Raw genomic sequence first — 25426 nt, 5'->3', positions numbered from 1 at the left:
TGATACAATTTGGTTGGGTGCAGGCATAGTGCGCCATATTTTGGAAGATTTTGTCTGCTAGACGGCAACTGTAACAGGATTTTGAAACGGCTCTATCACCGAGATTGCAAGATAGGGTAGAACTGCCAAAGAAGGGGGCTCCATATCGAGAGGCTATTGAAGCGATAGATTTCTTTCCTATATAGAATTTATTATTGCTGAAAATGTTTTCTTGCCAATGGAACCATTCTTCCGTACGGGCGTTATCGGAGTGTAAGCTCTGACAATGAGGTGATTATAATGCGCAAGATGCTTTTTCTGACGGCTATCAGCATATTGTCCAAACATCTTTTTAAACTTGTACTCAGCGTGAAAGATCGTCTGGCCTAGCACCGATGTAATCTTCTGCCCGGATGTGCCGGGTGAGCGGATGGTAATCGAGTTGGTGTATGGGCATCTCGACGCCGCACTTGACCATGCGCCATTTGACGACTTCCTTGAACAGTTTATCCTTCCCGTTCTTCTCTCGCCTGAAAAATTTCTACAGAAGTTTTTTGCCTTTGTTTCAGCCCCTTATGGTTGTAAAAATTGGAAGCTGCGCGAGACCTCTATATTTCTGACAATGTCTTGGCGTTTCAAATCCTGATATAGAAAACATCAGAAACAAAAGACGGCGAAAATCTGCGCAAAAAATGAAGGTTGCTTTGATTTTTCGCCGATATGCAGCCAACTATAAGGCTCCTTAAACCAGAAGAAACGCCATGCAGAACAATACGCATATCCTTGTTATCGAAGATGACACCGAAATCCAGTCGCTGCTTGCGGCTCTTTTGCAGCGCAACGGCTGGACAGCTTCACTGGCCTCCAATGGACGCGAAGCGGACGCCATAATGGCTCGCAGCTTTGTCGATCTGATCCTTCTTGATGTCATGCTGCCGGGGGAAGACGGACTGAGCATTTGTGCCCGCGTGCGCTCCATTTCTACGGTTCCCATTCTGATTCTTTCTGCCAAGGGGGAGGATATTGATCGGGTTGTCGGGTTGGAACTGGGCGCAGATGACTATATGTCCAAGCCCTTCAATCCACGAGAGCTGGAAGCCAGAATCAAGGCGATGTTGCGCCGCAGCCGCATGTCGATCAAAGACAGCCGCATGCAGGCGCCAATCCTGTATTTCGGCGGCAAATGGCAGCTTGATGTTAGAAAGCGCGAGCTTATGGACTATAATGGTGTGCAGACTCACCTCACACCGGCTGAATTTGATCTGTTGCGTGTCTTCTGTGAGCGCCCCGGGTTGACCTTGACTCGCGAGCAGTTGATCGAGCTGACGCAGGGCCCTAATACGGGGGCTACCGAACGCAGCATTGATATTCTTGTTTCGCGTTTGCGGCGTAAGCTCGAAAGCGGAGAAGATGGACAAAAGCTGATCCATACCGTGCGTTCGGGCGGCTATGAATTCATTGCCGAAGTTCAGGAACAGCGCGAGCCTGCATGAAACAACTCCGCTGGTTTGCATTTCTGAACTCCATTGCCGGACAGCTGCTCGTGCTGCTTCTTCTGGCAACGGCCCTTTTTCTGACCGGCATCTATATATCTGTCCGTGCGGCGCGTGATGCGCCGCTCGCTCCCCCCGTTATGCTCTTCACCGAGCGCCAGATCGGCATAGCCGAGACGCTCGCGCAATTGCCTGAGGCGCAGGCGAGCACCTTCTTGGAAAAATTGCAGGCGCTGCATCCCGGTGTGGACTATCAACTCCTCGACGGAAAAGACCCTCGTCTGGAAGGCCTAACATGGGTGTCGCGTAACCTGGCGCTCAAAGACCAGACACATGAAGCGTCCGACAATCAGTCCCGCTCAGGGGATGTAGCCCGACCGCGGGAGCCACAAAGGGATCCTTTCTTTGACAGTCTTGCCAATCCTCAAAAGATAAGCATTCCTCTGGCGCGTACATTGTCTGCCGAAGGGAGCAACATGGTTCATGTAACCATCTATTCCCGCATGGTGGACCAGAAGGTTATTAGCGCCAGCATTCATATCCAGGTCAGAACACCCCCCAACCGTCAGGTAGAGAGCATTCTGGTCTTTACGATCGTCTGCATGTCGCTGTTGTTGCTTTGGGCGATTATCTTCCTGATCCGGCCCTTACGCCGTCTCGCTCAGGCAACCAATAACATTGCCAAGGAAAATGCCACGCCGCAAAAAGTGGATGTCGCCGGGCCAACCGAATTGCGTGTCGCCGCGCTGGCCCTGAACAAGATGCAGGACCGTATTCATCAGCTCATTGATGACCGCACCCGCATGCTGGCGGCTGTCGGGCATGATCTCCGCACGCCTGTTACGCGCTTGCGCCTGCGAGCTGATACCGTAGAGCCGGAGGAGGTGAAGACCGCTTTCCTGCGCGATCTTAACATGATGGACGGCTTGCTCAAGCGCCTGATGACCTATTTCAGCAAAGGTGAGATTGATGATGATCCGGTCCGGCTGGAATTGAGCAGTCTGGTGGATAGTCTGGTTTGCGAATGGGATGATGCCGGTGAGTCGGTGGCACTGGTGGGATATGCCAATATGACGATTTTGGCCCGCCCCAACGACCTGATGCGCATGGTTGATAACTTGATCGACAATGCCATTAAATATGCAGGCAGCTGCGAGGTGTCATTGAGCCGGGAAGAGAGCGAGAAGGGCGACGTCGCCTGCCTCAGGGTCATAGATCACGGACCCGGCATCGCTCAGGAAGACAAGCTCCACTTGCTGGAACCGTTTGAACGGGGTGACAAGGCGAGAACAATGAATGACAAGTCCGGCTTCGGACTCGGCTTGGCGATTGCCCGCAAGGTAGCCCAAATGCATCAAGCTACACTGGAGCTGACCGATACGGTCGGCGGTGGATTGACGGTCATCGTCCGCTTCCCGATCGCCAGCTAGTCAAAGTCGGATGCTCAGACCGTCAGCTTGCCTGTATGCTTGACCGCGCGCAAGGTGAGGGTCGAATTGACCCGTACAACGCCGGGCAGGTTGGTCAGGATGTCATGATGGATGCGTTCCAGATCGGCGGCATTGCGATAGATGACGCGCAGCAGATAGTCATATTGTCCTGCCAGCAGATAGCAGTCCTGAATCTCGTTGATATCCTTAATGGCCCTTTCGAACCGGGCCAGCGAATCGCGCCCCTGTCCATCCAGTGTCACAAACACGAAGGCCGCTCCGGACATGCCGCAAGCCTTCATGTCCAGATGCATGTGATAGCCCGCCACAAGCCCGCTGTCTTCCAATTGCTTGACCCGGCGCAGGCAGGCCGATGGCGAGAGATTGACCCGCTCGGCCAACTCTGCGTTGCTTAGCCGCCCATTGTCCTGCAAGAGATTGAGAATCTGGCGGTCTCTTTTATCTAGTTTTTCGAGGCTCATGAAAATTCGATCTTTTGATGATTTCGCGCAATTATATGCGAAAATTGACAGCGGAAACAGCCTTATTTCGCCGCACATTGCGTTTATTTTACGCCATCATTGAAAAGTTATTCGAAATGCATAAGCGCCCGCGAGAGGGGCTCCGGTACACCCGGGAGACCTGATCGACAAAAAGGCGTAATGGCAGCAATCACCATGGAGAACTCAACAATGCTTATCGGATGTCCCAAAGAGATCAAGGACCACGAAGACCGCGTCGGTCTGGTGCCTTCCTCAGTGCTCGAACTGGTCGCCGCTGGCCATGAAGTCATGATCGAAACCAATGCCGGTGCCGGTATCGGTTGCGCAGACGAAGACTATGTTGCCGCAGGCGCAAAGATCATCGCCACTGCCGACGAGATTTTTGCAACGGCCGAAATGGTCGTTAAAGTGAAAGAGCCTCTTGCCGTTGAACGCGCGCAGCTGCGCTCCGGCCAGCTTCTCTTCACCTACCTGCATCTGGCTCCCGATGCAGCCCAGACCGAAGATCTGGTCAAATCAGGCGCAACCTGCATCGCTTATGAAACCGTAACCTCGAAAACCGGTGCTCTGCCGCTTCTCTTCCCGATGTCTGAAGTGGCTGGTCGTCTGGCTCCGCAGGTTGGTGCTCAGGCGCTGGAAAACAATGGCGGCGGCATGGGTGTTCTGCTCGGTGGCGTACCGGGGGTTGATCCGGCCGAAGTCGTCATCATCGGTGCTGGCGTTTCCGGCACAAACGCTGCCCGCGTTGCTCTGGGTATGGGCGCAAGCGTCACCATGGTTGATCGCAACACCGATGCGCTGCGCGCAGCTGTTGACCGCTTTGGCACGGCCATCAAGACCGTTTATTCCAACAAGGGCAACATCGCCCGCGTTGTGGAGCAGGCCGACCTTGTGATCGGTACCGTGCTGATCCCGGGCGCTGAAACGCCGAAACTGGTTACCGCAGAGATGATCAAATCCATGCGCCCCGGTTCTGCGGTTGTGGACGTGGCCATCGATCAGGGCGGCTGCTTTGAGACCTCCAAGGCTACCACGCACTCTGACCCGACCTATGTGGTCGATGGTGTCGTGCATTACTGTGTGGCCAACATGCCCGGCTGTGTCGCCCGCACGTCCACCTTCGCACTCAACAATGCGACCCTGCCATTTGCACTGGCTCTGGCCAACAAGGGCTGGGAGCAGGCTTGCAAGGACGACCCATATCTGCGCACCGGCCTCAATGTGCATGACGGCAAGGTAACTTATGAAGCCGTCGCCAAAGCGCTTGGCTATGACTATACGTCTCCTGAAAGCATTCTGGGGCTCTGATGATCTGTCTGGTTTGCATCAGGGCCGGCACTTCCTGATGCACGACAGAGCCCGGAATGATGTGAAAACGCCCGTTCGCATATGCGATCGGGCGTTTTTGCTTTCAGAGGCAAGGGTGTGTTTTGCGCGCGATCAGGCGCGGCGCAAAAAGCGTGGCTTTTCACAGGAACGGGCATAGTGGAAGCAGAAGATTTCGTTCCAGCCTGTATCATATCCATCCCGCATCATGGCTGCGATGGCGCCATAGCTATCCCATCCGCCATGCACCAGCTTGACCAGTGTGCGGTGGGCATTCATTTGCAGAAAGCTCACTGTGAGATAGGTCGCATGATCTAGCGGTTGGCCCATATGAAAATTGATCGCAAGCGAGTTGGGCTGATCACAGTCGGCAAAACAGCCCCAGACATGGCGCGTATCATCCGAGGCGATTTCAATGATCGCGCCCCCTGCTACCGGATCGGTTTCGAGCGCCTTGGCAGGCATGCCGGTGCTATGGATTGAAATCGAGCGCGTCTCCAGAGGCCACCAGCTCCCCATGCCCATGGAAAAGAGCTGGTAGGCAGCGAGCGCGTCGCAAGGGACTTCAATCACTTTGACGATCGGTTTGAGCATGGCACAATCCTGACAATACCGCTCGGCGCCTCCGCTGACCAACGGCGATGGTTCAAAGGTTGAGGAAACGACAAATCGTTTTCCCGTTACTTTTTACTTGAATGGCCTTCTTACAAAACTCACCAATCAGGATAGAGATCACGCTCATGGCGCACAAGGCGTCCTTGGTAGGATACCAAAAAGCAAGAAACACAACCGTTTGTTTTAAATAGGTGTTTTTCTGCCATAAAACTGGACGTATCGCCTGCTCGCTGCCCGGCACCAGATTTTATGCGCTGATAGCGACCCAAATCAGCGCCGAGAAAGACGCACGCCAAGCATGGTAAAATTGGCAAGTGGGCGGTGTATCCTTACAGAGCAGACTTTACCCACAAGGCTGTTTGGCAGTGCTTTCCTGTGTTCGCTTCTCTTCTCCGGCAGGAGTAGAGGGGGAGGTCGTTGAGGTGAGGGCGGGATCTGTTCCAGCTGTGCTGCGAGACAAGCCGGCTTCGACTTCGCGTTTGCGGCGATGGCGTGTCATCAAAGGACGCGTCGTTTTCAAAACCCGATCAAAAGGGCGGCCCGCTCTTTCCTCCAACCATACAAGCGCGTGATCAAGCCAATCGACATGTTTACGCAGGCGGCGCACAGCATTGCGCCCGACGCGGCTATTGGCGATTAGGAGAAAGGCCCCGAGCGCCAGCAGTGGCACGCCGGTTGGAATGGGAAGCCATATGGTTGCCAGCCCCACGAGCAAGCAGAAGAAGGCGAAGCCAATGATCGCCCATTGCCTGAGATTCGAGATCACCGTCTTTCACTCCTACCAGACGGCAGCGTGCCTGAATTGCAAGCCAAGTCCATCAATCCGACTGAACAAGAATAGAGAATAAAGAGATAGAAGCCTGTTATGGCTCTCCATTTTCTTCCATTAGGCTGCATGTATGACAGCGTGAAGACAAACAGGGCCGTCATGGGCGCTAAAGATCGAGCTTTTTAATGCCATAGCGCAGGCGGGATTCCAGCGGCTGAGTGGTTTTCAGAACACGCACCATCTTGGCCTTGCTCTTGCCCTCGAACCAGCGCATCTGGCGATCAATCAGGGCAAAGCGTCGGCGGGCACCACGTACAAGGGCGCGTCCTCTCCGGCTGTAGGCGATCAGCAGGAAGGTTGCGAAGGTCATAAGAATTGCCCCGATGGGAATGGGCGTCCAGACAGACCCCAGCCCCACAAGAAACAGCAAGATAGCGAAGGTGATAATCACCCATCGCTTTATATGGACCATCTGGTGGCGACCTCTCAAAGGCAATCGGGGTTTACACCCATAACGATCTAAGTCATGCAATATCTAGTCAGCATAATGGCAAGATCAAGTCGATTGTTACCAAAAGCCGAAATTATACAGAAGCAAAGAAACTTGCCGTCACGCTCCTTTCATTATGGAAAGGCGCGCCCGGAGCGCGCAAAAGAGAGCTGCCCGAGGCAGCCCTTTCTGCAATTGCTAGCGGGTGAGTGTAACGACGCATTCCACATGCGGCGAATATAAAAACTGATCCACCGGTGTGATCGAAGCGATTGTGTAGCCGCCATCCACCAGAATGCGCAGGTCGCGGGCCAGCGTGCCCGGATTGCAGGATACGGCAACAACGACCGGTAACTGGGATTTGGCGATCTCCTCGCATTGAGCCTTGGCTCCAGCGCGCGGCGGATCAAACACGAGGGCGTCGAATTTCTTCATTTCTGCGGCCAGCAACGGGCGACGGAACAGATCGCGGCGTTCCATCTTGATGCCCTTGAGCTTGTCGCCAAAGCGCCATGCACGTTCAAGAGATTTGAGCGCCGCATCCTCGCCTTCCAGTGCCCAGACCTGTGCTTTTTTGGCCAGTCTGAGGGCGAAGGTGCCCGAGCCACAGAAAAGATCGATCACACGCTTGGCGTCGCCCACGCTTTCCAGAATCATCTTGGCCATGGCGCGTTCGGCGCTTTCCTCCGCCTGTACAAAGGCCCCGGCAGGCGGGCTGACCTGTGCTGCGCCCATGCGCAATAGCGGCGGGCGGCGCTCGAGCAGCGTCTCGCCATTGGCTGAAAGGCGCGCAAGATCCAGATCTTCGGCCATTTCAACGGCTTTGAGATAGTCCTGACCACCCCGCATGTCCTTGACGTCATCCAAACTGAGATCAACGCCCGAATGGGTTGCCAGTAGGGTGATGCGGGCCTCTTTCTTCTTGGTCACGAAAAGGGGCAGATAGTCAGCCAGCTTTGGCAACAGCGCATTGAGAGCAGGCACAAGCAGCGGGCAATGGTCCACATCGACCACCCGTGTCGAGCGGGCTTCATGATAACCAAACAGCAGACGGCGACCGATGAGGCGGGCGGTCAAAACGGCTCTGCGGCGTTCGCCCGGCTTGGTGGCAACCAGCGGATTGATCGCAAGATCTTCAAAGCCGCGAGAGGCGAGAGCATCCCTCACAAGATCCTGCTTCCATGCGCCATAAGCCTCTGGCGCCATATGCTGCATGGTGCAGCCGCCACAGGTTTGGAACAGCGGACAGATCGGCTCGACCCTGCTTGGGGACGGCGTGACGATGCCTTCGAGTTCGCCGCGCTCTCCCATGGGGGTGACGCGCACGCGCTCCCCTTCCAGAGCGAAGGGAACATATAAACTGCCTCCGCCATAGTAGGCGATCCCGTCGCCCTTTGCGCCAAGCTCGTCAATCGTGATTTCAACAGGGTCTGTCACTGTATGTCTGGTCCTTCAGTGCTGCCGTGCTTTATGGCCTAGGCCAACTGGCCGGGCTTCAAAGCGCATAGTTCAATCAGAGCCTACCGGATTCGTCCGGCTTTGTCGTAGGGCCTTTTCTATTGCCGGGCGAATATACCACCCCGCGTCTTGCGCAATAGCAAAACCCGCCGTGAGTGTCTCACTGCGGGCTTTTTGTTTGTGCATGCCGGATAGATCGGGGCGATGGCCCTCTATCCGGTTCTTTTATTGAGCGGTATCCTTCTCGCGCGCAACGGCCCGCCAGCCGATATCGCGGCGGCAGAAGCCATTGTCCCAACGCACCGCATCCACGGCCTGATAGGCAAGACGTTGAGCTTCTGTGACCGAACGACCACGCGCGCAGACATTGAGCACACGGCCACCGGTGGCCACCAGCTTGCCGTCTTTTTCAGCCGTGCCAGCGTGGAAAATGGTGACGCCCTCCAGCGCTTCGGCTGCTGAGAGATCCGCTATTTCAGTGCCTTTCTCATAGGAGCCGGGGTACCCCTTGGAGGCCAGCACCACATTCATCACCACATCATCTGACCAATCAGCCGAAACGCCTTCCAGCTCGCCCTTGGCTGCGGCAAGCAGCAATTCAAGCAGGTCGCTTTCAAGGCGCATCATCAGGGTCTGACATTCCGGGTCGCCAAAGCGCACGTTATATTCGATCAGCTCAGGGCCATTGTCAGTGATCATCAGGCCAACAAAAAGAATGCCTGTGAAGGGTGCGCCGCGGCTGGCCATGCCATTGATGGTCGGGCGGACGATCTTTTCCATGACCTCTTCGGTCAAGGCATCGGTCATCACGGGAGCCGGGCTATAAGCCCCCATGCCGCCTGTATTCGGGCCGGTGTCGCCTTCGCCAACGGGTTTATGATCTTGTGCAGAGGCCAGATGCAGCGCGGTCTTGCCATCGCAAAGGGCAAACAGGCTGGCTTCCTCGCCCTGCAAGAAGGCTTCGATGACCACTTCAGCACCGGCTTCGCCAAATGCTCCGTCGAAGCATTCCTTGACAGCCGCTTCGGCTTCGGCATCGCTCATGGCAACGGTGACGCCTTTGCCTGCGGCGAGCCCGTCTGCCTTGATGACGATCGGGGCTGGATGGTCTTTGAGATAGGCAAGGGCAGCGGCGCAATCAACAAAGCGCGCATAGGCCGCGGTCGGGATGTCAAACTCGGCGCACAGATCCTTGGTGTAGCCTTTGGAGCCTTCCAGCTGGGAAGCTTCCTTGGAAGGACCGAATGTCAGGATGCCTGCCGCGCTGAGGCTGTCGACAAGACCGTCAACCAGCGGCGCTTCCGGGCCGACAATCACGAAGTCGATAGCGTTGGCCTTGCAAAAGGCGATAACCGCATCATGGTCGCTCTCTTGAATGTCGGTTTTTTCTGCTAGCTCCAGCAGGCCTGCATTGCCCGGAGCCACATACAGTGCGCCAAGACGGGGGGATTTCTTAAGGCCATAGGCAAGGGCATGTTCGCGTCCGCCAGAGCCGATGAGAAGAACGTTGAGGCGATCAGTCATCAGGGCCACCTTTTGATAGAGACAGGGAACCGCTTGTGCGGCTCGAAAAACAAAGAATGAGACAGGTGATCGTCTGCTACCCTTCAGCCGCCACAAAATCAAGCCCACAAGCAGCCTCAGGGCCAATTGTTGCCCTAAAAGCCATGCACAAATGCTGAAAAGGCATCAGGGACGGTTGATTTGTCCGTTTCTGGGCGCTTCTAATCAATTTGAAGCGCAATAAAAAAGCTCGAAAAAGGAACGCAACGGTATGTAGGGAGGACAACGCAAGAAAAGGCAATTATCGGGCGATCCAACCTAACAAAATGACCGTAAAGACGTAAGCTAAGCACAAAGGCTGCGCCCATTTAGTTTATATAATACAAAATGATGCTGTGCCAGAACACCACAATACAATTTGAGTGGTTGACGCAGACAGGAGCATGGGGCAATGCTCTTACGTGAATAAGGGTTCTCCTTTTCGGCTCACAATCAACGACCAAGGACATATTTATGAAGGATCAGGCGACACTGGGTGAGGGACGCGTTGCAGATGCAGTGCGTGGCCACTGGGCAGACACTTTGTTGCCCGCGTGGTTTCGTCCCTATGCGCGTCTGTCCCGTCTTGAACGTCCCATCGGCTGGTGGCTGTTGCTTTGGCCCTGTCTGTGGTCGCTGACGCTTGCCGTTTCCACGGCACAATCTGGCACATTGCCGTCGATCGAGCATATCCTCTGGTATGGATTTTCCTTCTGGCTGGGCGCTGTTGCCATGCGCGGCGCCGGCTGCACCTATAACGATATTGTCGATCAGGATATTGACGAGAAGGTGGAGCGTACACGCTCGCGCCCGCTGCCAAGCCATCAGGTTTCCCGCCGCTTTGCCGGGGTGTGGCTCGCAGCCCAGTTGCTGATTGGCCTGTTCGTTCTTCTGCAATTTAACAGCTACACCATCTGGCTTGGATTTGCGTCGCTGAGCGTCGTGGCCATCTATCCTTTCATGAAGCGCATCACCCATTGGCCGCAGCTCGTGCTCGGGCTGGCCTTTTCATGGGGCGCTTTGGTGGGCTGGACATCCATTACGGGGCAGTTGGCGCTGGCGCCGGTATTGATGTATCTGGGCGCCATTGTCTGGACCATCGGCTATGACACCATCTATGCCCATCAGGATAAAGAAGACGATGTCATGATTGGCGTGAAATCCACCGCGCTGCTCTTTGCTGAAAATACCCGCGCCTGGCTTTCGCTTTTCTATGCTGTGATGGTTGTCTGCATGGCGGCCTGCTTTGCCGTATCCGGCGTTTCCTGGCCTGCCTTTGTCGGACTGGCGGTTGCTGGTCTGCATATGGGCTGGCAGATCTGGAAGCTGGATATTGACAATGGCGGCCAGTGCCTCGCGCTGTTCCGTTCCAACACGCAAATCGGCTGGATCATCTTTGCCGGATTGTTGGTCAGCATCTGGCTCTAGCCTTCGGCTCTCTCATCTTTGCTGGGGCAGGGCTCCGGCGTTTAGCCGTCTTTAAACGCGCCGAGTAGATATTCCTTGTTGCCATCGCCGCCAAGAATGGGCGAGGGGATCAATTCGCGTATCTGCCAACCATGACAGGCGGGGTCTTCGTCTCCAGACAGCCAACGGGCAATATCCTGTGCTGTGCGTTCGCCTTCGGCTGGATCTCTCACAAGCCCTCCCTTGCCGATGCCCTTTTTTCCCACCTCGAACTGGGGCTTGACCAGCAACACGGCGAAGGCTCCCGGCTCGGCCATTTCCAAAGCCGCAGGCAGCGCCAGTCGCAAGGAGATAAAGGAGACATCACTGACGAGGGCGCTGAAAGGATCTGGTACGTGCGTGCGATCCAGATGGCGCGCATTGACACCTTCCAGCGAATGAAGCTTGGGATTGTCCAACAGGCTCGGATGCATCTGATCATGCCCGACGTCAATGCCATAAACCGCTGCGGCGCCGCGCTCCAGTAGCACCTGACAAAAGCCGCCGGTGGATGCTCCAATATCGACGGCCACACGTCCCTTCGGATCAAAGCCGAAATGATCAAGCCCGCCGATAAGCTTCAATGCGGCGCGGGAGACATAGCCAGCCGCCGGATCATTGATGGAGAGCGCTACCTGTGGGCCTACCATCTGGCTGGCCTTCGTGGCTGGTTTGCCATCCACTTGCGTAAAGCCACGCTTGATAGCGTCGCGTGCCCGCGCCCGACTGGCGCAAAGGCCCCGTTCGACAAGAGCCTGATCAAGCCGCAGCTTTTCCATGATAGAGGATCCTCTTATTAGGCGGGGCAAAAGAGCAAAGCTCTGGAGCTTCGGTAGCGCCAGCATTGATTTGCCGCCAAACGCAGGAAGCAACTGGCGTGCAGCCCCGAGCCGCCCCAGTCAATAGAGATTGGCCGCCGTCAAATCAAGAGAGTTTGCCCAAAGGACCGGGGGCTGCATTCCTATTCGGCGCTGGCAATCAGGTTACGCAGCTTTTTGACCGCGCTGTCATGTGCTTCGCCAAAGGAAATGGTTCCGGAAAAGGCGCCACCCTTTTTCATCAGGAACACAGAGGCGGTATGATCCATGACATAGTCGCCGTCGCCACTGCCGTCATCCACCTTTTTGGCATAGACCTTATAGGCCTTTATAACAGCATCGGTTTGCTCGCGCGTCCCTCTGAGGCCAATGAGCTGATCAAAAAACGCGTCCACATAATCACCCATGGCCTCCTGCGTATCGCGCTCGGGATCAACGGTGACAAAGACGAAATTCATCTTTTGGGCGTCTCCACCCAATTCCTCCACCCAGAGGGTCATTTCGCTCAGGGTCGTGGGGCAGACATCCGGACAGAAGGTGTAGCCAAAATAGATTGCCAGCGGTTTGTCGGCAAAGTCGGCATAGGTGACCGGTTTGCCCGTATGATCAGTGAGCGCAAAGTCGCCGCCGATTTGCACATCGGTCTGACCCTCTTGCGTTTTTTGGACCCGCATTTCTTCGCTATACCAGGAAAAGACCAGAATCCCCAATACGATGGCCATGACAAGGCTCATGGCCCAAGAAATGGTGCGTATCAGCTTTTTCATGAAACGGTCCCTTTGGCTGCTGGATGAATCTGCGCATGGTTTCAACGTGATGGCCTTTCAGTTTTCACAGCTGTGGTGTGAAGTCAACCGGACGAAACTGCACATGAGGCTTAAGGATGAGAGGTTTAGGCCTGTATCAGACACCGCTTTGAGCTCACGATTGAGCTGGCAAGTGCCCGAAAGAATGGGCGGGAGCGAGCAAAAACTGGCGCAGATTCGCTTGGCGCTAGCGGTGAGTGAGCGCCAGTTTGATGCCAAAACCCAGAAGCAGCAGCCCCGTGGCCCCGTTAAGCGTGCGTGCAATGGCCGGACGGGCCAGAAACCGGCGTGCCTTGTGCACCATGAGCGCCAGCCCTCCTTGCCACATCATCCCCAACAGAAAATGGATGCCCGCCACCAAAAGCGATTGCCACAGGGCAGACTGGGCGGGATCGATGAACTGGGGCAGAAACATCATGTAAAACAGGATAGGCTTCGGGTTGAGCACATTGGAGAGAATGCCCTCACGAAAAGAGGTGATGAGGGAAACGCGCCTTGCGCCTTCGTGCGCCACCACAAGCCCATGCCCGCGCCAAGCCGACAGCAGGGACTGGAAGGCCAGATAGACAATAAAGAGTGCACCGGCAAATTTGAGCAGAGTAAACAGATAGGCCGATTGGAGCAGGATCACCGAGAGTCCCAGCGCCGAAATGGTCGCATGCACGAAAAGCCCCGAGCAGATGCCGAAACTGGTGGTAAAGCCATCGGTAAATCCGCCACGCGCCGCATTACGCAGCACGAGAACCGTGTCCATCCCCGGAGCCATGGTCAGGGCAGCAAGAGCCAGAATGATGGTGAGGAAGGGAAAGTGATCAAACATGGCGGACCTCAATCAACAAACACATGCTTATGCTCTTGATGCACAGGGCAGAAGACAAAAGCGGTGACGGTAGAGACGGGCCAGAATGGCCTTTAAGCAGACGATGGATCGATCCGCCTCTGATACTGAAAGCCAAAGGGTGCGGAATAATCCTGGTAGGGTGCGCGCAAAGGAGATCACGGGCACCTCATCATTTCTAGAGCAAGCCGTGATTGACAGCAACAGACAACAGAGGTTGTCTGCGGTGCACCCTTTGCAAAGGACGCTACCACGGGAGACTGCTCGGCCGAGGCGAGCTCAGGTTTCGAACTGATCGTGAGCACCCCAATACATGGCTTCGATCTTGTTGCCCTCAAGGTCACGCAAGAAACAGCCATAATAGGCCTCGCCATAATGAGGCCTTGGGCCTGGCGCGCCATCAGGTGTTGCTCCCATTTCCAGCGCTTTGTCCCAGAAGGCCTGAACCATTTCCTTGCTGGTGGCTAGAAAAGCGAAATGGGTGCCATTCCCCACGCCGGCCTTTTGCTTGTCATGGGGCGTTTGGACCCAGAATTCGGGAAACATCTTGCCAAAGGCAATAGCGCTGACTTCTCCGGGCACATCAACTTCCATGATGACCTTTGCGCCAACGGTTTCCAAAACCGCCTTGTAGAAATCCCGCGCCCTTGGAAAATCATTCGTCCCTACGGATACATGCGCCATGATGACGGGTGGTTCGCTAGTCATTCCGGTCTCTAAAAATATGTTCATGAAATGTTCTTTTTTGAGAATGCACTCAGCGCTCCGTTTCGTCAAGCCGTATTTTCTCTTATGCAGACGCGAGTGTGCCTACACAAATACTTAACGCCGGATCGGATTTGTTCGCTTTAATACAAATTCTGGTTCCACGCATTTTAATAAGCCTGTGTCGGTGAGCGCGTTGTGTGAAAATACAACCTTTATGTAGTAAAAGCGTAACACTCTTTGATATTTACTATCTTGAGCATCCTTTCGGTTTCATTGACGGGCTGCGACCGGGGGGTGTCTACAAGACACGGTATTTAAAGGGGACTTCATGGCTGGGGATTCACGCGTTTCTGCGAGTGATGCGCGAGGAGACGATAAGACGGAGACTGAGCTTGAGCAGGTTCTCGCACAAGCTCGCGGTCGTTTTGCCGAGAATCCAAACAGTCCGATACGCAGGCGCGATCTGATTGAAATCCACAGGACCATCGGCAAGCGACATCTAAGGCGCGGCGACAAGTGGTCGACGCTGACCCATTGTGAAGAGATTCTCAAACATTTCGAAGGATTGCTCACCCTGACAAAACATCAGGAAGAGACAAAGCACGACATCAGCATCTGCCAAATCGAACTTGGTGATTTGAGGCGTGCTCTGGGGGATGAGATTGGCGCGCTCGTTGCCTATGGTGAAGCCTTGGCAATTTGTGAAAAGTTGGTGGCCAAAGATCCACAAAATGCCAGCTATAACCGAGATCTTGCAATCGCAAAATGGCGTGCTTCCGAACTGGACCCCAAGAATAGGGATCGTTTTCTGCAAAGCGCCCATGATCATTTGCTTTGCTTGCAAGATCGTGGAGCTCTGGATGAGGCCGATATGTGGATGATCGGTGCCATCAAGGAACAGTGGATGGCGGATGGCCCGTCTTGCAGCCTCTGGCAGAGAATGCGAAGTTTCTTCTTCTAGAATGCTCGACATCTGCCTCGGGAAGGCCGGTTCGGACAATCCGGAAAGGCTATGCCCCGACCTCTTGTAAATGTGACCATTTGGCGATGTCCCATGTTCTTGCTCTCAAGCATATTTCCCTATAGACATTGGGAAATAACGCCGCATCATGTGGCTATTGCTTTCACATTACAAAACCTCATCAGCGCTTGTTTTGTCATCCTTTCGATAGATCCCTGTCCACGATCCGGTCGTATATGGTAAACTGCGTAATGAAGGAAATTATAACCGGCGGTTTTTTCGGTCTTTTGGGACTGATTGGCCTAAAAGGAAAACCAGCGGCGCGAGCAGCCAACTCGAATGCCAAAGAATAACAGGTGACGGAATTGTCCAAGACCCCCACGCTCGACAGTATCAAGTCCATCGAAGATATCCGTTCAATGGATATGGAGCAGCTCAAGGCGCTCACGGATGACGTGCGCACCGAGACCATTGATGCAGTATCGGTGACGGGTGGGCATTTGGGGGCAGGGCTGGGCGTCGTGGAACTGACTGTGGCTCTGCACCATGTGTTCAACACGCCCAATGACCGTGTCATCTGGGATGTCGGTCATCAATCCTATCCGCACAAAATTCTCACCGGTCGTCGCGATCGCATCCGCACCTTGCGTCAGCCCGGTGGCCTTTCAGGCTTCACCAAGCGGTCTGAGAGCGAATTCGACCCCTTTGGCACCGGCCATAGCTCGACCTCTATTTCGGCGGGACTGGGCATGCAGATGGCCTCTGAACTGAAGGGTGAAGACCGCAATGTCATCGCCGTGATTGGCGACGGGGCTATGAGCGCCGGTATGGCCTATGAGGCCATGAACAACGCCGGGGCGCTCGACAGCCGCCTGATCGTCATACTCAACGACAATGACATGTCCATTGCGCCGCCGACCGGCGCCATGAGCGCTTATCTGGCGCGCCTCATTTCCGGCAAGACTTTTCTCTCCCTGCGCGATGCCGCCAAACAGCTGGCCCATCAACTGCCGCGCTTCTTCAAGGAAAAGGCTGCGAAGGCTGAGGAGTTCGCACGTTCTTTCGTCACAGGAGGCACTCTGTTCGAGGAGCTGGGCTTCTATTATGTCGGCCCGATTGACGGGCACAATCTGGAGCATCTGCTGCCGATCCTGAAAAATGTGCGCGATACGGATAAAGGCCCCATTTTGGTGCATGTGGTTACCCAGAAGGGCAAGGGCTATGCGCCTGCCGAGCATGCCAGCGACAAATATCATGGCGTCAGCCGCTTTGATGTGGTCACCGGCACCCAGCTCAAGCCGCCCAGCAATGCCCCCAGCTACACAAAGATTTTCGGCGAAAGCCTCGCCAAGGAAGGCGCCAAGGACAAGAAGATTGTCGCAGTGACCGCCGCCATGCCTTCAGGCACCGGCATCGATATCTTCGAAGAGCAGTTCCCTGATCGCACCTTCGATGTGGGCATCGCCGAGCAGCATGCCGTAACCTTTGCTGCAGGGCTTGCCTGCGAGGGGCTGAAACCCTTCTGTGCCATATATTCCACCTTCCTGCAGCGGGCCTATGATCAGGTGGTCCATGATGTGGCCATCCAGAATCTGCCAGTGCGGTTCCCCATAGACAGGGCAGGCTTTGTCGGTGCCGATGGTCCGACCCATGCCGGAGCCTATGATATCGGTTTTATGGCTTCCTTGCCCAATATGGTCGTCATGGCTGCAAGCGATGAAGCCGAGCTGGTGCATATGGTCGCCACGGCGCGGGCCTATGAGGATGGGCCGATTGCTTTCCGCTATCCACGCGGTGAAGGCGTCGGGGTCGAAATCCCTGAAGAGGGAGTTCCGCTGGAAATCGGTAAGGGCCGCATCGTCAAACAGGGCAGCAAGGTTGCCATCCTGTCGCTGGGCACACGCCTTGCCGCAAGCCTTGATGCCGCTGAACGGCTAGAAGGCTATGGCCTTAGCACAACGGTAGCCGATGCACGCTTCGCCAAGCCTCTGGACCGGGATATGATTCTAGAGCTGGCTGGTACTCACGATATGCTGATCACCATCGAAGAAGGGGCCGTGGGCGGCTTTGGCTCTCAGGTGCTGCATCTTCTGGCCGCAGAGGGCGCGTTGGATGGTTCCCTGAAGATCCGCTCCCTGACCATGGAAGACCACTATACCAACCATGGCAAACCCGATGTCATGTATAAGGAAAATGGTCTGGATGCCGATGGCATTATCCGCGCCGTATTTGAAGCTCTAGGCAAGGATCTCAACGCCGCAATCGAAGCGGGAGAAATGGCCTGACTGGCTGCCAAAAGGGGATGAAAGCGTTGGAACAAAGAGGGTTTCCCCTCCTTGTTCCCTCAGCAGCGAGTGACTTGAATGCAAATATGCATCTTCCATGAATCAAGCTATGCATTCATCGCATGCCCGCATTCGCCGATTGCTTCTTGTGAAAAGGCCTATTCGGGCCGATATCTATGGCTGTAAATTGGATCCCTTCCAATCTCTGATCGCCGCCCGCCATACTTCAAAACCGCAGCCTCTGACGCGCGACAGGAGACGGATCCTGCTTTCTCAAAAGCAGGTCACCCGTTCGTGACCTCCGTTTTTGGGACAAAAGCTGCATTCATGCGTTGACCTAGTGCGTACCTGCCGACTGAGACAGAACGCATCTCGCTTGCGCGGCGCATTTATGCACTCATTTGGACATTGGCGGATGTCCGGGACCTGAAAGCACCTGTCCATTTGCTTTCTCCCTCTCGTCTCATGATCGCCTCTGGTCAAGTGAGTGCCCATTTATGACCAAGGGACTATATTATGAGCGAATCCATAGCCAATTTTGTTGCAAGAACGCTTGCTGAGGCCGGTATAGAACGCATCTGGGGCGTGACCGGTGACTCCCTGAACGGCATCAGTGACAGCCTGCACCGGCAGAAGAAAATCCGCTGGATGGGCACCCGTCACGAAGAGGCCGCCGCTTTCGCAGCTGGCGCCGAGGCTCATCTGACTGGTGAGTTGTCCGTTTGCGCGGGGTCTTGTGGTCCGGGCAACCTGCATCTGATCAACGGCCTGTTCGATTGTCAACGCAACCATGTGCCGGTGCTGGCGATTGCCGCCCATATCCCGTCATCCGAAATCGGCTCAGGGTACTTTCAGGAAACCCATCCGCAGGAACTATTCAAGGAATGCAGCGTCTATTGTGAAATGGTCAGCACGCCCGAGCAGATGCCTTATGTTCTGGAATTGGCCATGCGCAATGCGATTTTGAAAAAGGGCGTTGCTGTCGTGGTGCTGCCCGGTGATATCGCCCTTAAGGCCATGCCTGAAGACGTGGACGTGCGCTGGTCCAAACCGGCCCTGCCGGTTGCTCTGCCCGCCGAAGAAGAGCTGGACAAGCTGGCGGCCATCCTCAATAGCGCAAAACGGCCAACGCTTCTTTGCGGTGCTGGCTGCGCTGGGGCCCATGCAGAAGTCATCAAACTGGCCGAAACCATCAAGTCTCCCATCGTCCATGCTTTGCGTGGCAAGGAACATGTGGAATGGGACAACCCCTATGATGTGGGCATGACCGGCCTTATCGGTTTCTCCTCGGGCTATCACGCCATGGAAAATGCTGACACGCTGGTTATCCTCGGTTCCGGCTTCCCCTATCGCGCCTTCTATCCGGCCGATGCCAAAATCGTGCAGCTGGATATCAGCCCTGACGCCTTGGGCGCTCACACCCAGATTGATCTGGGCCTTGTGGGGCAGGTGAAACCAACCCTTGCCGCGCTTCTGCCCAAGCTGGAAGAAAAGAAAGACGATAGCTTCCTTAAAACCGCGATCAAGCATTACAAGAAAGCCCGCGAAGGGCTCGATGAGCTGGCCAAGCCAAGCAAATCCAAACGGGATATCCATCCGCAATATCTGGCCAAGGTCATTGGTGAAAAAGCCTCCGAGGATGCCATCTTCACCGCCGACGTAGGCACGCCAACCGTCTGGGCTGCGCGCTATCTGGAAATGAACGGCAAGCGCAACCTGATCGGCTCCTTCAACCACGGCTCCATGGCCAACGCCATGGTGCAGGCCATCGGAGCACAGGCTGCTGCCCCTGATCGGCAAGTGATCGCCCTTTGTGGCGACGGTGGCTTTTCCATGTTGATGGGGGATATCTTCACCATCAAGCAGCTTGATCTGCCGGTCAAGATGATCGTCTTCCATAATCGCTCGCTTGGCTTCGTGGCCATGGAAATGAAGGCTGGCGGCTATATCTCCGATGATACGGATTTGAACGATCCTGACTTCGTCAAGATTGCCGAGGCAATCGGCATCGACGGCATGCGCGTTGAAGATGATGCGGAATTGCCCGCCAAGATGGAAGAATTCCTCGCCAAACCGGGGCCAGGCCTGATGGACGTCATGGTCGCCAAGCAAGAGCTGGCGATGCCGCCGAAGATCAAGGTCGAACAGGCCAAGGGCTTCAGCGTCTATATGATGCGGGCCATTCTGTCTGGCCGTGGCGAAGAGCTGGTGGAACTGACCAAGACCAACTGGTTGCGCTGATCTTCGCGTTCAATAGCGTTGAGAAACGAAACCCCGGCGGATCAGGGCGATCCACCGGGGTTTTCTGTTGCACGTCTTGTGCGCGCGGGTCCTAGAAAATCCAGTACCAGACAAGGGGCAGCAAAATGGCTGTTGCCAGTGCGTTGAGCCCCATAGCGAGGCCGGAAAAGGCGCCCGCCTCTTCATTCACCTGCAGCTTGCGCGCTGTGCCCAAACCATGTGCCGCCGTGCCAATGGCAAGGCCACGGGCCGCCCAGCTTTTGACCCGCACGATATTGAGCACGGTTGGGCCGAGAGACGCACCCAGAATGCCGGTGATAATGACCAGAACGGCGGTGAGAGAAGGGACACCGCCAAGCGCTTCGGTGATGCCCATGGAAACAGGCGTCGTAACCGACTTTGGCGCCAGCGACAGGAAGGATTGTTCAGAGCCTCCCAGCGCCCAGGCGATCAACACCGAAGATACTGCCGAGACGGCAGAGCCGGTGAGCAGACTGATGGAAATGGCCAGCGCCGATTTGCGCACCTTTTCAAACTGCCGATAAAGCGGAATGGCCAGCGCCACCGTTGCCGGACCTAACAGGAAATGCAGGAATGAGGCACCCTCGAAATAGCGCTCATAAGGGGTACCCGTTACCAGCAACAATATGACCAGCAGGATGATGGCAATCAGCACCGGATTGACAAGCGGCTTTTTGCCGGACTTCTGATAAAGATACAGGCCGATCTGATAGGCGATCAGGGTGAGCGTGAGATAGAGCAGGGGGCTTTCGCTCAAATGCTCCCAGAGCGTGGTAAGGGATTGCATTTTCTCTACTCCTTATGCCCGCCGATGGACTTGTTGCGGGTGAGCCAGCTCATCAACAGGCCCGTGACCGCGATGCATAGAAAGGTGCTGATGACCAGTGAAACGGTGATGGGCACGATCTCGCGCTGGATCAGCTCCGCGTTGACCATGATGCCGACGCCAGCGGGAATGAACAGAAGGGACATGTGAGAGAGCAGAGTATCGCCAACGCTTGAAAGACCATCGGGCACAGAGCCCTTGATCAGCAGGCCGAAAAACATGATCGCCATTCCGATAACGGGGCCCGGAACGGGAAAATCAAAAAGCGTGACCAGCGCTTCCCCAATCAGCTGGCAGAGTAATATGACTGTTAAATAGAAGAGCAATTGCGTTCCTCTCTTCCTTCTTGCTGGACCGCTTGGGCCTTCAAATAGTATCGGATTGCCCTCTGACAGGCGCACGAATGCCCTCGGCAAAAGCGACCGGAGAGAGACCGGTGCCCGGTGCGGGCCGTGCCGCCGGATGCGTCAGGAGATGGCAAAATGACGCATACCATGTTTCGCGTATCGAAGGGAGCGCAAAAACGTGGGTGCCGTGCCCAATTCGTGCAAGGCAGTGTTGCACAGAGCTGGACCAAACCTTCTGAAAGCGCCGACTTTATAGTTAATAAAAACTTTAAGTCGCAAAAGAAGCGTCTCAGCAAAGTGACTTAAGTGATTCAAAAGACTCGCAATAAATCGCTTTAAAAGTGCTTTTGCTCATGTTGAAAGAGAACATGAAGTTCTTAAAGCCGGGCAGCAAAAAGGGGAGCACTCGGCTCCCCTTTCAACGTCTCTAAATGATCCGGATGAGGGATCAGTGCTTGCCCAGATAGGTGACCAGAAGGTCCTTGGCAGACTGGATATCAGTCTTGTCGATCATTTCGCAAACGGTGTGGATGTAGCGGGTACCGACGCCGATGGCAGCTGCCTTGGTGCCGGAACCTGCCTGTTGACCGGCAGCCCCATCCTGTCCACCGCGGGCGAGGATGAAGCGTTGAACCGGAATGTCTTTTTCTGCGGCCACAGCTTCAAGCTCTTCCACCAGATCGATATCGGCGATGAAGGAACCGTCCTTGATGTCGAGACCAACGCCTTTGCCCTGTGTGGTGATGGTGTCTTTTTCCGGAGTGCCCGGCGTGTCGCAGGACAGGGTAGTGTCGACCCCGATAACCACGTCTGGAGCAACCCCGAAGCTTGCCGTGCGGGCGCCTCTGAGGCCGACTTCTTCCTGCGCGGTGAAGGCTACGGTGATTTCGCAATCATGGGCTACCTTGGCTTCGACCATCTCGCGGATCACTTCGATGCCGAGCCAGCAGGCGATGCGGTTGTCCAGAGCCTTGGAGACCACTTTCTCGCCCATGTCGAGCAGGGGCTCGTCCATGACGATATAGTCGCCGACCTTGACTTTTTCCTTGGTGGTTTCACCCATGCCCAGATCGACGATGAAGTCGGTCACTTCAGGCAACTTCTTGCGCTCTTCCGGAGTGGAGATATGCAGGCCCTTGCCGCCCGGATTCATCACGCCCTTATAGTCGCCATCGTTGGTGCAGACGAGCACACGGCGCGCAAACAGGGTGCGTGGATCGAACCCGCCCACCGGGTCGATATTGATGAAGCCCTTATCGGAAACATGGCTGACGAGAAAGCCGATCTCGTCCATGTGGCAGAGCAGCAGGATGCGCTCGGGAACAGCCCCTTCTTCCTGCTCGGTCGTCGGGAAGCGGGTGCAGACGAGCGACCCCATGGCGTCAGTATAGATTTCATCAAAGAGGCCTTCGGCTTCTTTTTCAATCAGGGCGCGGATGCGATGTTCGCGGCCCGGAACACCGGGGGTTTCGCAAAGGCGACGGAGAAGATCAATGTTCATTATGTTCTCTCTATGGAAATTTCGAATGAGACACTCTATATCAGAGGTAACGTGAAATGACAGCATCAGGCAATGATTCGTAGTCGCTTGTTTAAGGGCTTTCCCCTAGGTGCTGTCAAGCGAATCCAATTGAACACTGTCGGCGCGTGCCTGACGGGCGCATCGACGGGGGTGAAGGACAAGACTGATGAGAGATCCATATAGCGTGCTTGGGGTGTCCAAGTCGGCGGATGAGCGCGAGATAAAGAGCGCGTTCCGTAAGCTTGCGAAGAAGTATCACCCCGATCAGAACAAGAGCGATCCCAAAGCGCAAGAAAAATTCTCCGAGGTCAATCAGGCCTATGAGATTATTGGTGACAAGGAAAAGCGCGGAAAATATGACCGTGGCGAGATAGACGCTGAAGGCAAGGAAAAATTCCATGGCTTCGCCGGTGGAGGCAACCCGTTCGGCGGTGGCGGCGGCAATCCCTTTGGTGCTGGCGGACGCGGTGGCAACCCGTTCGGTGGCGGCAGCGCAACGGAAGATATTTTCAGCGAAATCTTCGGTAACATGGCTGGCGGCGGCGGAAGGCGCGCAGGCGGCAATCCGTTTGGCGCAGGGGCTGATCCCTTCGGCGGCGGAGGCCATCATGGTGGCCAGCATCGCGCCCAGCCTCAAAAAGGCCAGGACGCCGAAGCCAAGCTGAGCGTAAGCCTTGAAGACCTGGTTTCCGGCGACAAACGGCGTGTGCATCTGCCAACCGGCAAGACGCTGGACATGGCCGTGCCCAAGGGCGTGAAAGATGGCCAGACCATCCGCATGAAAGGGCAGGGCTTTGAAAGCCGCACTGGTCCGGCAGGCGATGCGCTGGTCACGATCCAGATTCTGCCGCACAAGCTGTTCACGGTCGAGGAAACCAATATCCGCCTTGAATTGCCGCTGACCCTCTATGAAGCGGTGCTTGGCGCGAAGGTGCGCATTCCGACCCTTGAAGGCAAGGCAGAGGTAAAGATCCCTGCGGGCATGAGCTCGGGCAAAAGCCTGCGTCTCAAAGGCAAAGGGCTGCCCGACAGGGACGGCAATCGGGGTGACCTGCTGGTTACCGCCAAGATCATCCTGCCCGAAGGCTCCGATCCGGGCCTCAGAGCCTTGATGGAAGACTGGCAGGACACCCGACCTTACCGCCCGCGTGGACCGGAATTCGGCTAAATCCACTTCGGCGCCGATTGTTGGTTGCAATGTGATGAACAGAGCCTTTTGTTGCAAGAGGCTCTGTTTGTTTTTGAGGGGATGGCCACCCCGCCGGTTCCTGACAGGGGAGGACTTGCTATGGCTTTTGAAGCGCCCGTGGTAACGGCCACAGACGGAACGCCTTTTGTTGAGGTCGATGGGGTCCTTTATCGTGCCATCGACCCGGCTTTCAGGGAGTTTGCCGTTGCAGGCTCCAGAACCGCCGGACGATATTCCCGCTCCGATCAGCCAACGCTCTATCTGAGTTCATCTCCTGCAGGGGTTGCTGCGGCCATGATCGCGCACAAGAAAGAGCGGAGCGAAAATCTGTCGCTGGTTTCGGTGCATGTCTCGGCCAACAGGATTGTGGATCTGCGTGATGAAGCTGCCAGAACCGCCGCCGGGATTGCACTTGAAGATGCGACGGCCTCCTGGCAGGACGTCGTCGCCGAAGGCGGAACTCCGCGCTCGTGGAAGGTCCGGGCCCAGCTTGAAGCAATCGGTGCCAAGGGCCTGATCGATCCATCCCGCAAGGAACCCGGCCTTTGGCATCTGGTGCTCTTTGCCTGGAACCGCGACGGTTCTGCAAGCATCGATCTGTTGGATTGACCTTTTCAGCTACTTCGCCTCACCCTCCTTCTTGAGGGCGATGAGGGTGAGGATCGGGCCGACAATTTCAAAGATCACCGTCGTGCCGATGGTGATAGCCAGTAGTTGGTCACCAATTGCGGGGAAATGATCTGAGGCTACCAGCGCCATGCCCAGCGCCACGCCTGCTTGCGGCATAAGGGAAAGGCCAAGCCAGAGCTTGTGTCTGGGTGCTGTGCCAGCCCATTGGCAGCCGAGCCAGCCGCCGACGAGGCGCCCCACAGTGCGTAAAATGATATAGCCGAGCCCCACCATGCCGATATTCACGATACCGGCGATTTGCAGCGAGGCACCAGCCAGCACAAAGAAAAACACCATGAAGGGCCATTCGATATGTTCTATCTCATGGAAGGCCCGATTGTGATGCTTTGCGAAATTGACGATGGTGAAGCCCGCAATCATGCCTGAAAGCAGGAATGAGACATCAAGCCAGATAGCAAGGCCCGCGCATAAAAAGACAAGCCCCAGAGCCTCCAGCTGCATGGGTTCGCCGGGTCTTATACGCCCTGAAAGGTAAGAGCCCGGTAGGCCGATCAGTAGGCCGATACCAACCGCACCCCCCAGTTCCCGCCCTGCATTCCAGAGAATGTCATCAAAGCCACCGCCGGTCACCGCTTTGGCGATCACCAGCAACAGGCTGAAAATGATCAGCCCCCACGCATCATCAATGGCGACAATGCCAAGCAGGATGCGGGTGAAAGGCCCTTTGGCTCCGGTCTGCTTGATGACATCCTGCGATGCTGCCGGATCTGTCGCCGTCCCAATACCCGCCAGCAGGAGAGCGAGGAGGAAGGACGCGCCCAGCGCCATGAGGCCGCCGCATATGGCCAGCGCTGTGAGCACAACAACAACGGCAGAAACGATGAGAATGGTTTTGCCTCGCTTGCGCAGTCCGGCTAGGGAAAGATGCCCTCCCAGCAAAAAGGCCACCATGGTGAGTGCTGTTGCGGCCAGAAACTCATACCATTCGGCAAACTGATCGGGCAAAAGATCCAGTCCCGATGGACCAATGATCACGCCGAACAGAATGAGCAGGGTGACCCGCGGCAGACGAGTGCGCCGCCCCAACTCGTCGGTCATCAGTCCGACAAGCAGAATGCCGCCAAGAGAAAGAAACAGCAGATGCAGATCCATGCGCATGCCTCAGGCGTTCTGCGCGCTATGA

Annotated in this window: 23 protein-coding genes; 9 read left to right on the top strand and 14 right to left on the bottom strand. The window is 55.7% G+C overall.

The genetic code is table 11. The annotated features are described in order from the left end of the window. Window positions 1-740 precede the first annotated feature (740 nt). Window positions 741-1472 (top strand): response regulator, encoded by a 732-nt coding sequence (locus tag ACKPCT_RS11070; RefSeq protein ID WP_090070620.1) that lies wholly within the window; start codon window positions 741-743, stop codon window positions 1470-1472. Beyond that, window positions 1469-2902: a HAMP domain-containing sensor histidine kinase gene (locus tag ACKPCT_RS11065; protein WP_319569219.1), complete on the top strand. Its 1434-nt coding sequence runs from the start codon at window positions 1469-1471 to the stop codon at window positions 2900-2902. The genes ACKPCT_RS11070 and ACKPCT_RS11065 overlap by 4 nt, the downstream gene beginning before the upstream one ends. A gap of 14 nt (window positions 2903-2916) precedes the next feature. On the opposite strand, the gene ACKPCT_RS11060 is transcribed toward ACKPCT_RS11065, so the two are convergent. Continuing rightward, a complete protein-coding gene (locus tag ACKPCT_RS11060) occupies window positions 2917-3384 on the bottom strand; it encodes an Lrp/AsnC family transcriptional regulator (RefSeq protein WP_090070616.1) in 468 nt (155 codons plus the stop codon). Between the two features lie 210 nt (window positions 3385-3594). On the opposite strand from ACKPCT_RS11060, the gene ald reads away from it, so the two are divergent. Then, complete coding sequence (gene ald / locus ACKPCT_RS11055; protein WP_319569218.1) at window positions 3595-4713, top strand: alanine dehydrogenase; 1119 nt, start codon at window positions 3595-3597, stop codon at window positions 4711-4713. A 132-nt stretch (window positions 4714-4845) separates the two neighbouring features. On the opposite strand, the gene ACKPCT_RS11050 is transcribed toward ald, so the two are convergent. From ACKPCT_RS11050 to purD, 5 genes are all read right to left on the bottom strand, one after another. Beyond that, a complete protein-coding gene (locus ACKPCT_RS11050; protein ID WP_090070615.1) occupies window positions 4846-5325 on the bottom strand; it encodes an SRPBCC domain-containing protein in 480 nt (159 codons plus the stop codon). Between the two features lie 364 nt (window positions 5326-5689). Next, window positions 5690-6112, bottom strand: coding sequence for a hypothetical protein (locus ACKPCT_RS11045; protein ID WP_175527970.1), 423 nt, complete (start codon window positions 6110-6112; stop codon window positions 5690-5692). Window positions 6113-6281: 169 nt separating this feature from the next. After that, on the bottom strand, window positions 6282-6587 hold the full coding sequence (locus ACKPCT_RS11040; RefSeq protein WP_090070611.1) for a hypothetical protein: 306 nt from the start codon (window positions 6585-6587) through the stop codon (window positions 6282-6284). Between the two features lie 216 nt (window positions 6588-6803). Next, window positions 6804-8042 (bottom strand): class I SAM-dependent RNA methyltransferase, encoded by a 1239-nt coding sequence (locus ACKPCT_RS11035; RefSeq protein WP_319569217.1) that lies wholly within the window; start codon window positions 8040-8042, stop codon window positions 6804-6806. A 246-nt stretch (window positions 8043-8288) separates the two neighbouring features. Further along, on the bottom strand, window positions 8289-9587 hold the full coding sequence (purD, locus tag ACKPCT_RS11030; RefSeq protein ID WP_319569216.1) for a phosphoribosylamine--glycine ligase: 1299 nt from the start codon (window positions 9585-9587) through the stop codon (window positions 8289-8291). 492 nt (window positions 9588-10079) lie between these two features. Between purD and ubiA the strand changes: the two genes are divergently transcribed. After that, on the top strand, window positions 10080-11033 hold the full coding sequence (gene ubiA, locus ACKPCT_RS11025; RefSeq protein WP_319569215.1) for a 4-hydroxybenzoate octaprenyltransferase: 954 nt from the start codon (window positions 10080-10082) through the stop codon (window positions 11031-11033). Between the two features lie 41 nt (window positions 11034-11074). Here ubiA and ACKPCT_RS11020 read toward each other — a convergent pair whose 3' ends face one another. The 4 genes from ACKPCT_RS11020 to ACKPCT_RS11005 form a co-directional block, all read right to left on the bottom strand. Beyond that, window positions 11075-11848 carry a TlyA family RNA methyltransferase gene (locus ACKPCT_RS11020; protein WP_407062706.1) on the bottom strand — a complete coding sequence of 258 codons (774 nt, stop codon included), beginning with the start codon at window positions 11846-11848 and terminating at the stop codon, window positions 11075-11077. A 164-nt stretch (window positions 11849-12012) separates the two neighbouring features. Then, complete coding sequence (locus tag ACKPCT_RS11015; RefSeq protein WP_319569214.1) at window positions 12013-12636, bottom strand: SCO family protein; 624 nt, start codon at window positions 12634-12636, stop codon at window positions 12013-12015. A gap of 226 nt (window positions 12637-12862) precedes the next feature. Then, a complete protein-coding gene (locus ACKPCT_RS11010) occupies window positions 12863-13495 on the bottom strand; it encodes a LysE family translocator (protein ID WP_090070601.1) in 633 nt (210 codons plus the stop codon). 297 nt (window positions 13496-13792) lie between these two features. Then, entirely contained in the window at window positions 13793-14221 is a 429-nt protein-coding gene (locus ACKPCT_RS11005; RefSeq protein WP_319569213.1) for a VOC family protein, read from the bottom strand. A gap of 328 nt (window positions 14222-14549) precedes the next feature. On the opposite strand from ACKPCT_RS11005, the gene ACKPCT_RS11000 reads away from it, so the two are divergent. From ACKPCT_RS11000 to poxB, 3 genes are all read left to right on the top strand, one after another. After that, the gene (locus ACKPCT_RS11000) at window positions 14550-15182 is read left to right on the top strand and encodes a hypothetical protein (protein WP_319569212.1); all 633 of its coding nucleotides are present in this window, start codon (window positions 14550-14552) and stop codon (window positions 15180-15182) included. A 419-nt stretch (window positions 15183-15601) separates the two neighbouring features. Continuing rightward, window positions 15602-17467 (top strand): 1-deoxy-D-xylulose-5-phosphate synthase, encoded by a 1866-nt coding sequence (dxs, locus tag ACKPCT_RS10995; protein WP_244544647.1) that lies wholly within the window; start codon window positions 15602-15604, stop codon window positions 17465-17467. Window positions 17468-17983: 516 nt separating this feature from the next. Further along, window positions 17984-19708: a ubiquinone-dependent pyruvate dehydrogenase gene (gene poxB / locus ACKPCT_RS10990; RefSeq protein WP_319569211.1), complete on the top strand. Its 1725-nt coding sequence runs from the start codon at window positions 17984-17986 to the stop codon at window positions 19706-19708. 91 nt (window positions 19709-19799) lie between these two features. On the opposite strand, the gene ACKPCT_RS10985 is transcribed toward poxB, so the two are convergent. The 3 genes from ACKPCT_RS10985 to ACKPCT_RS10975 form a co-directional block, all read right to left on the bottom strand. Continuing rightward, window positions 19800-20516 carry an LrgB family protein gene (locus tag ACKPCT_RS10985; protein ID WP_090070595.1) on the bottom strand — a complete coding sequence of 239 codons (717 nt, stop codon included), beginning with the start codon at window positions 20514-20516 and terminating at the stop codon, window positions 19800-19802. Window positions 20517-20521: 5 nt separating this feature from the next. Beyond that, complete coding sequence (locus tag ACKPCT_RS10980; protein WP_090070593.1) at window positions 20522-20881, bottom strand: CidA/LrgA family protein; 360 nt, start codon at window positions 20879-20881, stop codon at window positions 20522-20524. Window positions 20882-21350: 469 nt separating this feature from the next. After that, window positions 21351-22403: a M42 family metallopeptidase gene (locus ACKPCT_RS10975; RefSeq protein ID WP_090070591.1), complete on the bottom strand. Its 1053-nt coding sequence runs from the start codon at window positions 22401-22403 to the stop codon at window positions 21351-21353. 187 nt (window positions 22404-22590) lie between these two features. Here ACKPCT_RS10975 and ACKPCT_RS10970 point away from each other — a divergent pair, with 187 nt between their 5' ends. Both ACKPCT_RS10970 and ACKPCT_RS10965 read left to right on the top strand, forming a co-directional pair. After that, a complete protein-coding gene (locus ACKPCT_RS10970) occupies window positions 22591-23592 on the top strand; it encodes a DnaJ C-terminal domain-containing protein (protein ID WP_090070590.1) in 1002 nt (333 codons plus the stop codon). A 120-nt stretch (window positions 23593-23712) separates the two neighbouring features. Then, window positions 23713-24222: an RES family NAD+ phosphorylase gene (locus ACKPCT_RS10965; RefSeq protein WP_319569210.1), complete on the top strand. Its 510-nt coding sequence runs from the start codon at window positions 23713-23715 to the stop codon at window positions 24220-24222. Between the two features lie 9 nt (window positions 24223-24231). On the opposite strand, the gene ACKPCT_RS10960 is transcribed toward ACKPCT_RS10965, so the two are convergent. Next, window positions 24232-25395 (bottom strand): cation:proton antiporter, encoded by a 1164-nt coding sequence (locus ACKPCT_RS10960; RefSeq protein ID WP_319569209.1) that lies wholly within the window; start codon window positions 25393-25395, stop codon window positions 24232-24234. Between the last annotated feature and the right edge of the window lie 31 nt (window positions 25396-25426).

Source organism: Cohaesibacter marisflavi, from assembly GCF_963665895.2.
GTDB classification, from domain to species: Bacteria; Pseudomonadota; Alphaproteobacteria; order Rhizobiales; family Cohaesibacteraceae; genus Cohaesibacter; species Cohaesibacter marisflavi.
The sequence above is the reverse complement of the archived record's forward strand: the minus strand, read 5'-3'. Positions and strand labels throughout refer to the sequence as shown.

Coding starts and splice junctions, on each gene's coding strand:
- ACKPCT_RS10970 (WP_090070590.1), top strand. CDS start 22,591: ATGAGAGATCCATATAGCGTGCTTGGGGTGTCCAAGTCGGCGGATGAG.
- ACKPCT_RS11065 (WP_319569219.1), top strand. CDS start 1,469: ATGAAACAACTCCGCTGGTTTGCATTTCTGAACTCCATTGCCGGACAG.
- ACKPCT_RS10960 (WP_319569209.1), bottom strand. CDS start 25,395: ATGGATCTGCATCTGCTGTTTCTTTCTCTTGGCGGCATTCTGCTTGTC.
- ACKPCT_RS11015 (WP_319569214.1), bottom strand. CDS start 12,636: ATGAAAAAGCTGATACGCACCATTTCTTGGGCCATGAGCCTTGTCATG.
- poxB (WP_319569211.1), top strand. CDS start 17,984: ATGAGCGAATCCATAGCCAATTTTGTTGCAAGAACGCTTGCTGAGGCC.
- ACKPCT_RS11005 (WP_319569213.1), bottom strand. CDS start 14,221: ATGACTAGCGAACCACCCGTCATCATGGCGCATGTATCCGTAGGGACG.
- ACKPCT_RS11060 (WP_090070616.1), bottom strand. CDS start 3,384: ATGAGCCTCGAAAAACTAGATAAAAGAGACCGCCAGATTCTCAATCTC.
- ACKPCT_RS10965 (WP_319569210.1), top strand. CDS start 23,713: ATGGCTTTTGAAGCGCCCGTGGTAACGGCCACAGACGGAACGCCTTTT.
- ald (WP_319569218.1), top strand. CDS start 3,595: ATGCTTATCGGATGTCCCAAAGAGATCAAGGACCACGAAGACCGCGTC.
- ACKPCT_RS11040 (WP_090070611.1), bottom strand. CDS start 6,587: ATGGTCCATATAAAGCGATGGGTGATTATCACCTTCGCTATCTTGCTG.
- dxs (WP_244544647.1), top strand. CDS start 15,602: ATGGATATGGAGCAGCTCAAGGCGCTCACGGATGACGTGCGCACCGAG.
- ACKPCT_RS11070 (WP_090070620.1), top strand. CDS start 741: ATGCAGAACAATACGCATATCCTTGTTATCGAAGATGACACCGAAATC.
- ACKPCT_RS11050 (WP_090070615.1), bottom strand. CDS start 5,325: ATGCTCAAACCGATCGTCAAAGTGATTGAAGTCCCTTGCGACGCGCTC.
- ubiA (WP_319569215.1), top strand. CDS start 10,080: ATGAAGGATCAGGCGACACTGGGTGAGGGACGCGTTGCAGATGCAGTG.
- ACKPCT_RS11000 (WP_319569212.1), top strand. CDS start 14,550: ATGGCTGGGGATTCACGCGTTTCTGCGAGTGATGCGCGAGGAGACGAT.
- ACKPCT_RS10975 (WP_090070591.1), bottom strand. CDS start 22,403: ATGAACATTGATCTTCTCCGTCGCCTTTGCGAAACCCCCGGTGTTCCG.
- purD (WP_319569216.1), bottom strand. CDS start 9,587: ATGACTGATCGCCTCAACGTTCTTCTCATCGGCTCTGGCGGACGCGAA.
- ACKPCT_RS10985 (WP_090070595.1), bottom strand. CDS start 20,516: ATGCAATCCCTTACCACGCTCTGGGAGCATTTGAGCGAAAGCCCCCTG.
- ACKPCT_RS11010 (WP_090070601.1), bottom strand. CDS start 13,495: ATGTTTGATCACTTTCCCTTCCTCACCATCATTCTGGCTCTTGCTGCC.